Origin of the sequence: Solibacillus sp. FSL R7-0682 (genome assembly GCF_038005985.1) — a bacterium.
Taxonomy (GTDB): Bacteria; Bacillota; Bacilli; order Bacillales_A; family Planococcaceae; genus Solibacillus.
Map to the genome: position 1 here is coordinate 3983142 of NZ_JBBOUI010000001.1, position 12907 is coordinate 3996048.

General features: G+C 36.0%; 14 protein-coding genes. 1 reads left to right on the top strand and 13 read right to left on the bottom strand.

The window, feature by feature from the left end; all coding sequences use genetic code 11:
* Nucleotides 1-18: 18 nt before the first annotated feature.
* Together MKZ17_RS20105 and MKZ17_RS20110 are read right to left on the bottom strand one after the other, a co-directional pair.
* Nucleotides 19-219 carry a DUF951 domain-containing protein gene (locus MKZ17_RS20105; RefSeq protein ID WP_340725463.1) on the bottom strand — a complete coding sequence of 67 codons (201 nt, stop codon included), beginning with the start codon at nucleotides 217-219 and terminating at the stop codon, nucleotides 19-21.
* Between the two features lie 3 nt (nucleotides 220-222).
* Nucleotides 223-1035 carry a mechanosensitive ion channel family protein gene (locus MKZ17_RS20110; protein WP_445326958.1) on the bottom strand — a complete coding sequence of 271 codons (813 nt, stop codon included), beginning with the start codon at nucleotides 1033-1035 and terminating at the stop codon, nucleotides 223-225.
* Nucleotides 1036-1231: 196 nt separating this feature from the next.
* Here MKZ17_RS20110 and yyaC point away from each other — a divergent pair, with 196 nt between their 5' ends.
* Nucleotides 1232-1864 (top strand): spore protease YyaC, encoded by a 633-nt coding sequence (gene yyaC / locus MKZ17_RS20115; protein WP_340725465.1) that lies wholly within the window; start codon nucleotides 1232-1234, stop codon nucleotides 1862-1864.
* Here yyaC and MKZ17_RS20120 read toward each other — a convergent pair.
* The 11 genes from MKZ17_RS20120 to rpmH form a co-directional block, all read right to left on the bottom strand.
* Nucleotides 1781-2488 carry a DUF554 domain-containing protein gene (locus MKZ17_RS20120; RefSeq protein WP_340725466.1) on the bottom strand — a complete coding sequence of 236 codons (708 nt, stop codon included), beginning with the start codon at nucleotides 2486-2488 and terminating at the stop codon, nucleotides 1781-1783. The genes yyaC and MKZ17_RS20120 overlap by 84 nt on opposite strands.
* Nucleotides 2489-2631: 143 nt before the next feature.
* Nucleotides 2632-3477 carry a ParB/RepB/Spo0J family partition protein gene (locus MKZ17_RS20125; protein WP_340725467.1) on the bottom strand — a complete coding sequence of 282 codons (846 nt, stop codon included), beginning with the start codon at nucleotides 3475-3477 and terminating at the stop codon, nucleotides 2632-2634.
* Nucleotides 3470-4231: a ParA family protein gene (locus MKZ17_RS20130; RefSeq protein ID WP_340725468.1), complete on the bottom strand. Its 762-nt coding sequence runs from the start codon at nucleotides 4229-4231 to the stop codon at nucleotides 3470-3472. The genes MKZ17_RS20125 and MKZ17_RS20130 overlap by 8 nt, the downstream gene beginning before the upstream one ends.
* Nucleotides 4232-4464: 233 nt before the next feature.
* Nucleotides 4465-5352 carry a nucleoid occlusion protein gene (gene noc, locus MKZ17_RS20135; protein ID WP_340725469.1) on the bottom strand — a complete coding sequence of 296 codons (888 nt, stop codon included), beginning with the start codon at nucleotides 5350-5352 and terminating at the stop codon, nucleotides 4465-4467.
* A gap of 275 nt (nucleotides 5353-5627) precedes the next feature.
* A complete protein-coding gene (rsmG, locus tag MKZ17_RS20140; protein ID WP_340725470.1) occupies nucleotides 5628-6344 on the bottom strand; it encodes a 16S rRNA (guanine(527)-N(7))-methyltransferase RsmG in 717 nt (238 codons plus the stop codon).
* Nucleotides 6345-6407: 63 nt separating this feature from the next.
* Entirely contained in the window at nucleotides 6408-8306 is a 1899-nt protein-coding gene (gene mnmG, locus MKZ17_RS20145; RefSeq protein WP_340725471.1) for a tRNA uridine-5-carboxymethylaminomethyl(34) synthesis enzyme MnmG, read from the bottom strand.
* A 119-nt stretch (nucleotides 8307-8425) separates the two neighbouring features.
* Nucleotides 8426-9811: a tRNA uridine-5-carboxymethylaminomethyl(34) synthesis GTPase MnmE gene (gene mnmE / locus MKZ17_RS20150; protein ID WP_340725472.1), complete on the bottom strand. Its 1386-nt coding sequence runs from the start codon at nucleotides 9809-9811 to the stop codon at nucleotides 8426-8428.
* Nucleotides 9812-10005: 194 nt separating this feature from the next.
* Nucleotides 10006-10773, bottom strand: coding sequence for an RNA-binding cell elongation regulator Jag/EloR (jag, locus tag MKZ17_RS20155; protein ID WP_340725473.1), 768 nt, complete (start codon nucleotides 10771-10773; stop codon nucleotides 10006-10008).
* A complete protein-coding gene (gene yidC / locus MKZ17_RS20160; protein WP_340725474.1) occupies nucleotides 10774-11553 on the bottom strand; it encodes a membrane protein insertase YidC in 780 nt (259 codons plus the stop codon).
* Between the two features lie 165 nt (nucleotides 11554-11718).
* The gene (gene rnpA, locus MKZ17_RS20165; protein WP_340725475.1) at nucleotides 11719-12069 is read right to left on the bottom strand and encodes a ribonuclease P protein component; all 351 of its coding nucleotides are present in this window, start codon (nucleotides 12067-12069) and stop codon (nucleotides 11719-11721) included.
* Nucleotides 12070-12165: 96 nt separating this feature from the next.
* On the bottom strand, nucleotides 12166-12300 hold the full coding sequence (gene rpmH / locus MKZ17_RS20170) for a 50S ribosomal protein L34 (RefSeq protein WP_008408389.1): 135 nt from the start codon (nucleotides 12298-12300) through the stop codon (nucleotides 12166-12168).
* Nucleotides 12301-12907 lie beyond the last annotated feature (607 nt).

Below are 12907 nucleotides of genomic sequence, written 5' to 3' on the forward strand. Positions count from 1 at the left end.
GATTACTCGCTTAAAAGTCTATTTCGCTTCTGCTGAACGAAGGACTTTTTTCATTTTCTTTTCAAACTCACGACGAGGAATCAGGACACTATGTCCACAGCCTTCACATTTAATTCGAATATCTGCTCCTACACGAATAATCTTCCATTCATTCGTGCCACAAGGGTGCTGTTTTTTCATTTCAACTACGTCATTTAATTGATAAATCTTTCCTTCCATTACTTATTCTCCTCCTTGACCTCTTTCGTAGAACATCATTTTTGGAACAGCTAACGGAATCCCGTTCTTTGTTAATATATCGATTACATCTTTTCGAATAATGCGTGAAATAGCATATTGTTTAAGTGGTAATGTCTCTACGGTAATACGGATAGTTGCCTCCGTACTCGTTGTATTCGTTATTCCCAAAAATACCGGTGCTGTTACAAGTTCCTCGTGAAACGTAGGAAGTGTTTCTAAATAATCTTGAATCACCTTTTGCACTTTTTCAATATTTGCATCTAGCGAAACTTGCATATCAATAAATGCCTTCGAGTTATTAATTGAAAAGTTAATTACTTCTGTAATACTTCCGTTTGGAATAATAAACTGCTCTCCTGTACCACCTTTAATTTTAGTCGTACGAAGACCAATTTCCATAACAGTTCCTTCAGCAGCATTAATTCTGACATAATCCCCAACACTAAATTGATCTTCCAAAATAATAAAGAACCCTGTAATAACATCCTTTACTAAGTTTTGCGCACCAAACGCAATCGCAACGGATGCAATCCCGGCACCGGCAATTAAACCTGCTACTTGAATATTAACCGCGGATAGAATTCCCATAATCGCAGAAAAATACACTAAGTAACTTAGTACGCTTTGTAAAAGCTTTACAATCGTAATTTGACGTCGTTCGTTATTACGAACGCGAATCAAAAACACACGCGCAATGACTTTCTTACCTATCCATACTACTAAATATGAAATTATAATAATCGATAAAATTTTCACCGATACCGTAAAAATCATATCCCAAAATTCTTGACTCATAAAATAATCCCAAAGGTCCCTCGAATATTTCGCGAGCCCCTTTAAATCAGTTTTTGCAATATCAATTGTTAATTCTTCTTCCAAAATTTTCACCTCTTGTATAACAAACTTTCAAATTGAATATACTGCATAAATATAACGCATTTCATCATATTTCTCGAGTAATCTACTTACGTAAAAAAGGAGTTGAGCTTTAATGAAACAATTTCAGGCATTTCAGCAAAATAATGTATTTCACTATGAGCATCCAAGTACGGTATGGGATTTAAGTGAAAGTTTTTTAAACCACATTCCATTTGATCATGATGAATTGGTATTTTGCTGCATCGGTACAGACCGTTCTACTGGTGATGCACTCGGACCAATTATCGGGAGTCAACTGCATCACACATTTTCGTTTCCGTTTCGCATTTTTGGCACATTAGAAACGCCTCTACACGCATTAAATATAATTGATAGATACGAAGAGCTAAAAAGGGAATATCAAAACCCATTTGTTGTAGCTATCGACGCTTGTTTAGGTGAAGCCAATACAATCGGATCGATTTTAATTCAAGAAGGTCCTCTCTACCCAGGGAAGGCTGTTAAAAAACAGTTACCTCCCATCGGTAACCTATCTATTAAAGGAATTGTAAACGTAGGAGGCTTTATGGAAGCATCTGTCTTACAAAATACGAGACTACATGTAACCTATTCAATGAGCGATAAAATCGTTCGTGCATTAATGCTTGCTTGGCAACGTCACTTACTGAAAGCGAAAAATAATGGCAACGAGTATCCCAACTATTACAATACTCGGCAGCAAATTGGCTACGCGGATTTTCGTTAATCCAGCAATATTCAAACCTATTGCTAAAATCATAACCCCACCCGTTGCAGTCATCTCTTTAATAAATAAATCAAGTGCCTCTTGAGGAATATATGTACTAATGGTACCTGCTAATAACGCAATGACTCCTTGATAAAGAAAAACGGGAATTGCAGAAAGTAAAACGCCTATTCCTAATGTAGAGGCTAATATAATCGACATAAAACCATCAATAATACCTTTTGTAATTAACACATTATGATCATTACGTAGCCCACTATCAAGTGCGCCGATAATGGCCATTGAGCCAATGACAAAAATAAGGGTGGCTGTAACAAAACCCTCTGCAATAGTACCTTGCTGTGTTTTTTTTCCAAAAAGAGACTCAACCCATTGACCAAAGCTATTAAATCTTTTCTCTAGGTCCAGCCATTCACCGATGACTGTTCCGACAACTAAACTGATTACAATAATAATAAAGTTACTGCTTTCCATTCCCATTTGAATACCTAATATCGCAACAACTAAACCAATAATGGACATGACGGTTTGCTGCATAGACTCCGGGATATTTTTAAATAAACGTCCTAGTAATGCACCTATCACAATAAAAAGTGCATTCAAAAATGAGCCGAGTAATACCATGAAGTGAGCCTCTTTCTTTACTTTAATAATTTGAAAAATCGAATACTTCTGATTTTAACATGTGAATGTAACGAACAAAATAATAGTTTGATAAAATGGTGGTCCTTTTTCACAAAAAAATAGGGCATCAAATTTCGATGCTCCTATTGTTCCTCTATATTCAAAATTTCTAAAATACGATGTAAGTCATCTTCAGAATAAAATTCAATTTCGATTTTCCCTTTATTCTTAGCCTTTTTAATTTGTACATGCGTTCCAAAAAACTCTCGTAATTGTGTTTCTGTTGCTTGCACATGAATATCTTTTTTTACTTTTTTTGTTTCACGTGAAACGTCCTCATTTACATCCTGAATATACTTTTCAAGTTGGCGAACATTTAATTGATCTTTTTTTACCTTTTTTGCAACATCAGGAATGCGACGTTTATTTTTTAATCCAAGTAAGGCACGGCCATGCCCCATTGAAAGCTCTCCTTGATTTACAAGTTCCCGAATATCTTCAGGTAATTGTAATAATCGAATTAAGTTAGCAATATGTGGGCGACTTTTGCCTAAACGCTTTGCTAAATCCTCTTGTGTAAAATTTAATTGGTTAATTAAACTATTATATGCTTCAGCCTCTTCAATAGGTGTTAAATCTTCGCGTTGCAAGTTTTCTAAAATTGCCACTTCCATCATTTGCTGCTCATTAAAATCTTTCACGATTACTGGAATTTCTGTAAGGCCTGCGTGTTTTGCTGCACGGAATCTTCTCTCACCTGCAACAATTTGATATTTTTTATCTTTTCTTCTTACAACAATCGGCTGAATAATACCATGCTCCACAATAGATGCTGCTAACTCTTCAATTGCTGTTTCATCGAAAATTTTACGTGGTTGAAAAGGGTTTGCTAAAATTTTTGTCATAGCAATTTGTTGTACTTGATCTTCTTTATGTACTGCTTCTTCACGAAACAAAGCATCGATGCCTTTACCTAAACCTTTAACCATTTTTAATCACTTCCCTTGCAAACTCTAAATATAATTCTGCTCCACGAGATTTCGCATCGTATAAAATTACTGGCTTTCCATGGCTTGGTGCCTCACTTAAACGAATATTTCGTGGAATAATTGAGCGGTACACTTTATCTTGGAAATAGCGCTTTACCTCATCAATGACTTGAAGACCTAAATTTGTACGTGCATCAAGCATCGTCAATAGTACGCCATCAATCATTAACTCTTTATTTAAATGTTTCTGTACAAGTCGCACCGTTGACAACAACTGACTTAATCCTTCTAACGCATAATACTCACATTGAACCGGAATAATAAGGGCATCTGCTGCAGTCAATGCATTAATAGTAAGTAATCCCAATGATGGTGGACAATCAATAATAATGTAATCAAAGTTCCCTTTTACTTCTTGCAATGACTTTTTTAATCTTACTTCACGTGAAATTGTAGAAACGAGCTCAATTTCTGCACCTGCTAATGAAATTGTTGCAGGTACAATATACAAATTTTCTACACCTGTTTGTTGAATAACACTCTTAATATCTTCATCATTAATTAACACATCATAAACACAGCTTTCTAAATCACCTTTTCGGATTCCAAGGCCACTTGAAGCATTACCTTGAGGATCGATATCGATTATTAACACTTTCTTTCCTAAAAAAGCTAAACATGCACTTAAATTTACGGATGTCGTTGTTTTTCCAACGCCACCTTTTTGATTGGCAATTGCAATTATACGTCCCAAATGCGCACCTGCTTTCATCACTTCAATTTAGGTTGATTCGTTCATGAAATTGTGAAAATTTTTAAAGATTAACATTTTTCTGTTGTTCACTCTAATCTACTTCAATTCTACCAAAAAATCATTGAAAACGATGTAAGAAAACAAATTTTCTTTCAAAATGAAATTTTATAAGGCTTTTAATCTTTTTCACTATGAAAAAAACCTTCTACATATTACATATAGAAGGTAAATGATTATTTATTTTTCGGAATTTTCACAGTAATTTGATAGTATTCCTCTGTGTCCTCTTCTTCCGTTTTTACATTGATTCCGCTTTTCGTTACCATTGTTAACGATTGCTTAATCGTATTTAAAGCAATTCGAACATCCTTACTAATGGCTTTTCTACTAGCTTTACGCTTTTTCACTTCTGGCTCTTCTGGATGTAAAATTACTTGAATTTGCTCTTCTAGCTGTCTTACGTTCCAGTCAAATTCTTTTGTTGCAGCAATTAATTGCAATTGTAATTGTTCATCTTTAATCGCAATTAATGCACGTGCATGTCGTTCTGTAATTTCACGATTTAAAATGGCCTCTTGTACAAATTGAGGGAGCTTCAATAAACGAAGCTTATTCGCAACGGTAGATTGTCCTTTACCTAGACGTTGCGCAAGGGCCTCTTGTGTCAGCGAATGCAATTCTAATAATTGCTGATAGGCCAGCGCTTCTTCAATTGCTGTTAATTCTTCTCGTTGAAGGTTTTCAATCAATGCAATCGAAGCTGTCTCCCGATCATTTAAATTACGAACAATTGCTGGGACCTCTGTCCATTGTAAAGATTTCATCGCGCGGTAACGACGTTCACCTGCAATAATCTCATAATTACCAGACCCGTCCCCCATCGGACGAATCACAATCGGTTGAATTACACCATGTGTATGAATCGTTCTTGCTAATTCTTCAATCTTCTCATCATCAAAAACTGTACGTGGCTGATAACGGTTCGGAATGATTTTATCTATTGGAATTTTAACTACTTCTTCTGAAGCCATCGAGATATTCTCCATTACTTCTACTTCACTTTTTACTTCAGGCTCTTGCTTTGCCCCTCCTCCGAAAAAACGTGAAAAAGTACTTTTCATCCGTGTGGCACCACCTTTAAGAAACTATCTAGCTCATATTCAATATTATTTATGATTCGCTAACAAATGTACAGAGTCCTTTAAACAGTTATTTGGAAAAATAAACTTAAATATAAATATGTATGCATCAAAAGCAGAAAACATTTCATAATTTATATTTAATCTAGTAAATAAAGTGAAACTTCAAAATGTGGGAGGTCTTCACCACAAATTGTTAAACTTCATTAATTAGGCCTATAACCGGTAGTTCTGCACGTTAATGCAGGCTAAATCTATTATTTAATGGGTGATTTATTTGGAACACCCGGTTTACGTGGATATTTTTTCGGTGTCCCTTTAATCTTATCAAAAATAAATAAAGAACGCTCACTTTCTTCTACCGGTAAATGGAAAGTAAATTCTTCTTTAAATTTTGCACCTAACGTCGTAATTGCTTTTGCCGCATCCTTCATTTCTTCTGCACCTGCAGCTGCCTTTAATGCCACGAAGTAGCCACCTTCTTTAGCTAAAGGAATACATAACTCTGAAAGTACTGAAAGACGTGCTACTGCACGAGCTGTTACTACATCGAACTGCTCACGATATGTAGCATTTTGACCAAATTCTTCTGCACGTGCATGCACAAATGTCATATGGTCTAATTGTAATTCATTTGTAAGGTGATTTAAAAATGTAATGCGTTTATTTAATGAATCAACAATTGTAATTTTTAAATGTGGGAAACAAATTTTAATTGGGATACTTGGGAAACCGGCTCCAGCACCAACATCACAAACAGTAGTGACCTTTGTAAAATCAAAATAGAAGGAAGCACTAATAGAATCATAAAAATGTTTTAAGTAAACCCCTTCAAAGTCCGTAATCGCTGTTAGATTCATTTTCTCGTTCCACTCAACTAGTAGCTCAAAATATTTTTTAAATTGAGCGATTTGTTGCTCTGAAAGTTCAATACCTTTTGCCCTCAGTGCTTCAATAAATTGTTGCTCGTTCATCAAAAAACCCCTTTTTATTCAAAATGAAGGAGCGCCTTTTAGTGGTAAAGACGCTCTTAATCATTAGTTCGTAGTAATTTTAGCAATTTTTCCTTGCTCAATATAGACAAGTAAGATTGAAATATCAGCAGGATTTACACCCGAAATACGAGAAGCCTGAGCAATAGAAAGTGGACGAACTTGTTTTAGCTTTTGCAATGCTTCAGAAGCTAAACTACCAATTGCATCATAGTCGATGTTTTCTGGGATTTTTTTATCTTCCATTTTCTTTAACTTTTCAACTTGCTGTAACGCCTTTTGAATATAGCCCTCATACTTTAATTGAATTTCAACTTGTTCACATACTTCTTCACTTAAAGGCTCTACTGTCGGTTCAATTAAACTTGCCACTAGGTCATATGTCATTTCTGTACGTTTTACAAAATCAGATGCACGAATGCCATCTTTTAATTCTGCACCACCTACTGAACGGACTAATTCTTGTGTTTTTTCATTTGGCTTAACAATAATTTCGCGCAAACGTGTAATTTCACCTTCCACTTGCTGACGTTTTTTCGTAAAGTGAGCGTAGCGCTCTTCAGAAATTAAGCCTACTTTATACCCAACATCTGTTAAACGTAAATCCGCATTGTCGTGGCGTAGTAATAATCGATATTCTGCACGAGATGTTAATAAGCGATACGGCTCATTTGTCCCCTTCGTTACTAAATCATCAATTAATACACCGATGTATGCATCTGAACGAGAAAGGATAATTTCTTCTTTCCCTTGTACTTTCAACCCTGCGTTTATACCTGCCATTAACCCTTGACCAGCTGCTTCTTCATAACCAGATGTACCATTTAACTGACCTGCTGTATAAAGACCTTTAATAGCCTTTGTCTCTAGCGTTGGCCACAATTGCGTTGGAACGATTGCATCATACTCAATAGCATAACCAGCACGCATAATTTCTGCGTTTTCTAAACCTGGAATTGAAGCAACCATTTCACGTTGTACATGCTCTGGTAAGGAAGTCGAGAAACCTTGTACATATACTTCTTGTGTATCACGTCCCTCTGGCTCAAGGAAAATTTGGTGTCTTGGTTTATCTGCGAAACGCGTAATTTTATCCTCAATGGATGGGCAATAACGTGGTCCTGTACCTTTAATCATACCTGAGAACATTGGTGAAAGGTGCAAGTTCGCATTAATAATATCGTGAGTTTGTTCACTCGTATATGTTAACCAGCAAGGTAGCTGATCTGTAATATATTCCGTTGTTTCATAACTAAATGCGCGTGGTTCTTCATCCCCAGGTTGAATTTCCGTTTTTGAATAATCAATTGTACGGCTATTCACACGTGGAGGTGTCCCCGTTTTAAAGCGCACCATATTAAAGCCTAAGTCTTTTAAGTTATCGGCTAATTTAATCGATGGTTGTTGGTTATTTGGACCTGATGAATACTTTAAGTCTCCAATAATGATTTCCCCACGTAGGAATGTACCTGTTGTTAAAACAACGGCATCCGCGCGATAAATCGCACCAACTTGTGTAATAACACCCTTTACTTCGCCTTCTTCAATAATTAACTCTTCTACCATAGCTTGTCGAATTTGAAGATTTTGCTCTTCTTCTAACAAGCGTTTCATTTCACGTTGATACAGTTGCTTATCCGCTTGCGCACGTAATGCACGTACTGCAGGACCTTTCGCTGTATTTAACATACGCATTTGAATATGCGTTTTATCGATCACACGTCCCATTAAACCGCCTAATGCATCGATTTCACGTACAACGATTCCTTTTGCAGGACCGCCTACCGATGGGTTACATGGCATGAACGCAATTAACTCTAAGTTGATTGTTAGCATTAATGTTTTTGCACCCGTTTTGGCAGCGGCATAAGCTGCTTCTACCCCCGCGTGACCAGAACCGACAACAATTACATCATAATTACCTGCCTCATATTGTGTTGGCATGTAGTTTCTTCCTTTCTGATAACTGCTCTTTATAAGCCTGCTCCTCTATTTATACTAAAAAGGCTATTTTACCCTTTCCTATAAAATGCAGATAGCTGAATTTAAAAAGCAAAAATAAATTATTTTCCTAAACAGAATTGTGAGAACAGCTGATTAATTAAGCTCTCCTGCACAGTATCTCCTATAATTTCCCCAAGAATTTCCCAAGTACGTGTCACATCAATTTGAATCATATCAACAGGTACACCAGACTCAGCAGCCATTAATGCTTCTTCAATCGTTGCTTGTGCTTGATGTAATAACGCGATATGGCGGGCATTTGAAACATACGTTAAATCATTTGCTTCTACTTGTCCTTCAAAGAAAAGCGCAGCAATCGCCTCTTCTAGCTCAATAACACCTTCTTCTTTTAATAGAGATGTTGTAACTACTCGATGTTTGCCTGCTAATTCATGCACACGATTTAAATCGATTTTACGTTCGATATCCGTTTTATTAACAACTACGATATAATCCATAGCTTGAATTGTTTCAAATAAACGCTCGTCTTCGGCTGATAATTCTTCACCGTAGTTTAATACAAGTAAAATTAAATCCGCATCTTTTAGTGCTTCACGAGAGCGTTCTACACCAATTCGTTCCACTATATCTTCTGTTTCACGAATCCCTGCTGTATCTACTAAACGTAACGGTACACCGCGTACATTCACATACTCTTCAATGATATCACGAGTTGTTCCTGCAATATCGGTTACAATTGCTTTATTTTCTTGGACTAAGCTATTTAATAGCGAAGATTTTCCTACGTTAGGACGTCCTAAAATAACGGTAGATAGGCCTTCACGTAAAATTTTCCCTTGAGACGAAGTTTGTAATAACTTAATAATTTCTTCCCGTACCCAACCACATTTTTCAAGTAATACGGGAATTGTCATTTCTTCTACATCATCATACTCTGGATAATCAATATTAACTTCTACTTGCGCTAATGTCTCGATTAATGCTTGACGAAGTGAGGTAATTAGTCTTGAAAGCTTTCCATCCATTTGACCTAATGCCACATTCATCGCGCGATCCGTTTTAGCACGAATTAAATCCATTACTGCTTCAGCCTGTGATAAGTCAATTCGCCCATTTAAAAATGCTCGTTTTGTAAATTCCCCCGGCTCTGCTAACCGCGCACCACTACGTAATACAAGCTGCAGCACACGGTTGACTGAAACAATACCTCCGTGACAGTTAATTTCAACTACATCTTCGCGTGTAAATGTTTTTGGACCACGCATAAGAGACAACATGACCTCTTCTACAATTTCGTTCGTCTTTGGATCCACTAAATGTCCATAATGTATCGTATGAGTTGGTACCTCTACTAATCGCTTGTTAGCTGGTGATTTAAATATTTGATCTGCAATTGCTACTGCCTCGTCGCCACTTAAACGAACAATGGCAATAGCTCCTTCTCCCATTGGTGTGGATATCGCAGCAATCGTATCGAATTCCATTTATATCCTCCTATTTCAGTGTTATCCACATGTGGATAAATCACATCCGTGCTATACTCTCTAACAATTTAGATTAACATATTTCGACTAAAATCAAAAGTAATGTCGTTTTTAGCTAGTTCAAAAATAAACCAAGAAAAAACGACCTATCCAACATGGAATAGGCCGTTTCAATTGTCTGTACAAATAAATAGTTATTTTACTGGTTCAATGACTAAATAGCGATTCGGTTCAGTACCTTCTGAATACGTTTCGATATCCAAACGATTCGCTAATGCATTATGAATAATTTTCCGTTCATAAGAAGCCATTGGTTCGAATGCAACAGGTTTTCGTGAACGAATCGCTTTATCTGCCATTCGAGCAGCTAGTTGTTCGAGTGCAACTTGGCGACGTTCACGGTAATCCTCTACATCCATTTGCAAAATCATAAAGGACTTTGCTGTTTTATTAAGCATTAGCTGCGTTAATTGTTGCAAGGCATTCAATGTATAGCCGCGCTTACCAATTAATAATGCTGCTTTTTCGCTCGAAAGCTTGAATGCTACATTTTTGCCATCTGTTGTATGGTCAATTGTTAAATCTGTAATTCCCATTTCTACAGCAATGCTTGTTAAATAAGCTTTTGCTTCATCAATAGGGTCTACTTCTTGTTGTTGTTCTTGGTGAATAGATGATTTAGCATCTACAAAACTTAGCTCATCCTCTAAAACTTCAGTCACAACCGGCTTTTCTTTTAATGCAGGTGCTAGTTGTTCAAAAGTTTCTTCATTCACTTGTTGTTGAACAATTTCCTTTACCGTCACACGAACTTCTGCATTACGTGCGCCGAAACCTAAAAATCCTTTTTTACCTTCTTGTAAAACTTCCACATCAACTTGTTCACGTGAATGGCCAAGCTTTTGTAACGCTAATGAGATCGCTTCTTCTACTGTTGCGCCTATTTGCGTAGTTTGTTTCACTTATTTCGCTCCTCCTGCATCGGTAGCATCCGGTTTATTTTTATTCCAAGGTTTATAAATTGCAAGGTTTTGTAATACAGAAATAATGTTTCCGACTACCCAGTATAACGATAGTGCGGCAGGTAATATAATACCAAAACCAACAATCATTAATGGCATGATATACATCATGATTTTCATTTGCGGATTATCAACTGCTGGACCTGTCATTAATACAACATATTGAATTAAACCAGCTGTAACAGCTAATAAAATACTCGGCTCCGCTAATGGGAGTGATAAAAATGAGCCTAATTCAAAAGCAGGTGATGCATTCATACGGCTAATCGCATGATAGAAACCAATTAAAATAGGCATTTGAATAAAGATTGGTAAACATCCAGCGAGTGGGTTAACCCCAGAAGTTTGCATTAACTGCATCATTTCTTGCTGGTATTTTTGTTGTGTAACCGCGTCTTTAGAGCTGTACTTTTCTTGTAGCTCCTTTAACTTCGGTTGAATTTCTTGCATTTTTTTAGAACTTTTAACTTGCTTAATTGTTAAAGGTAAAATAATTGAGCGAATAATAATTGTTACAATAATAATTGCAAATGCATAATTCGCTACATTTCCTTCAAACATATCTGCAAAAAGCTTGATGAATGATACAAGTGGCCAAACGATAAATTCATTCCAAAAGCCTTCACTTTCAGCTGAAATCGGTTGGTCAAATTCTGTACAACCTGAAAGTAGTAATACTACAGATACAAGCGACAGCATAATCCAAAGATTTTTCTTCAACCTTCTTCCTCCTAGAGCAAACCTATTCAATTTATGACAACAGTTTACCATGTGTATATGTTTCTACACTACTAATTGTTCCAAGTAATTTGAAAATTATCTTATCGTATATTTCAAACTATTGAACAGTTCCTATTAGATAGCAAACCTTTATGAAGCAGAATTTTAACCTTTATATACTCTTGCAACTTTTAAAACATGCTGCAAACTTTTTTTTGTTTCATGAAAATCTAATGTGGCCGCCTGTGTTCTGGCGATAATAACATAGTCCATATCTTGTCTTACTTCATTTTTTAACTCCAGAAAAGCTTGGCGAATATAGCGCTTCACTCTCACTCGAGTGACCGCGTTTCCAACTTTTTTACTCACTGATAAGCCAATACGAAACGCCTCTTGCTCTACTTGCTCTTCTTGCTTTAAGCAATATACGACAAACTGGCGATTCGCAAATGACTTACCTTTTTTAAACACCTTTTGAAAATCTTCATTTTTCTTAATACGTTGGCGTTTATTCATTGATCCATTCACCTGCTCCATCTAATCATTGGTACTTTTTTTACTTCGTTCATTTAGTAAAAAGAAAAAAAAGACCACTGATGTGGCTCAGTGGACTTATGCTGATAATACTTTTCTTCCTTTTTTACGACGGCGAGCTAATACGTTACGGCCGTTTTTTGTGCTCATGCGAGCGCGGAATCCGTGTACTTTGCTGTGCTTACGCTTTTTAGGTTGGTACGTACGTTTCATTTATATACACCTCCTGAATTCGAGTGTTACTATATCTATTTCTACATACAGACCATGACATTATATAAATAAAAACATCTCTTTGTCAATGGTTGTCGTTAATTTTATCTTCTCTCCCTTAAATGCTATAAAAAAATTACATGATTCATCATAAAACAGGTTTAAAGTAGTTATCCACAATAACTTACAATACCTTTTATAAACCTGTGAATATATTTTTTAATTATTTTTTTATCCACAATCGTTATCTACAAGTTTTACACAAATACAAAACCTGTGGACAACTAGTAGGTTAATAACTTATGATTATGTGGATAAGATTGTTTAACTATTGAAATACCTAACTTTATTTGATACGATAATTGTGTTTTATTTTGTGGAATTCTTTTTCGGGAAATAAATTATCCACAGTTGTTAATAATCTGTGGACAAAGATTTCCACGTTATTTGAATAAGATTTATCCACAGTATGTGGTTATGTGTATGAACTTTCTTTTTGAATGTAAAATGCATAATAAATAGCTCTGTTCGTTGAAAAAAACACAGAGCATTTCTTTTTTATATACGAATCAAAATGTGAAATGTCTTAATGAAAGGAAGAACGAGC

Bases quoted from the DNA above. Each gene is read 5' to 3' on its own strand.
- mnmE (WP_340725472.1), bottom strand. From the start codon at position 9,811: ATGGAATTCGATACGATTGCTGCGATATCCACACCAATGGGAGAAGGA.
- noc (WP_340725469.1), bottom strand. From the start codon at position 5,352: ATGAAAAGTACTTTTTCACGTTTTTTCGGAGGAGGGGCAAAGCAAGAG.
- rnpA (WP_340725475.1), bottom strand. From the start codon at position 12,069: ATGAATAAACGCCAACGTATTAAGAAAAATGAAGATTTTCAAAAGGTG.
- MKZ17_RS20105 (WP_340725463.1), bottom strand. From the start codon at position 219: ATGGAAGGAAAGATTTATCAATTAAATGACGTAGTTGAAATGAAAAAA.
- MKZ17_RS20125 (WP_340725467.1), bottom strand. From the start codon at position 3,477: ATGGTTAAAGGTTTAGGTAAAGGCATCGATGCTTTGTTTCGTGAAGAA.
- mnmG (WP_340725471.1), bottom strand. From the start codon at position 8,306: ATGCCAACACAATATGAGGCAGGTAATTATGATGTAATTGTTGTCGGT.
- rsmG (WP_340725470.1), bottom strand. From the start codon at position 6,344: ATGAACGAGCAACAATTTATTGAAGCACTGAGGGCAAAAGGTATTGAA.
- MKZ17_RS20110 (WP_445326958.1), bottom strand. From the start codon at position 1,035: ATGAGTCAAGAATTTTGGGATATGATTTTTACGGTATCGGTGAAAATT.
- yyaC (WP_340725465.1), top strand. From the start codon at position 1,232: ATGAAACAATTTCAGGCATTTCAGCAAAATAATGTATTTCACTATGAG.
- rpmH (WP_008408389.1), bottom strand. From the start codon at position 12,300: ATGAAACGTACGTACCAACCTAAAAAGCGTAAGCACAGCAAAGTACAC.
- MKZ17_RS20120 (WP_340725466.1), bottom strand. From the start codon at position 2,488: ATGGTATTACTCGGCTCATTTTTGAATGCACTTTTTATTGTGATAGGT.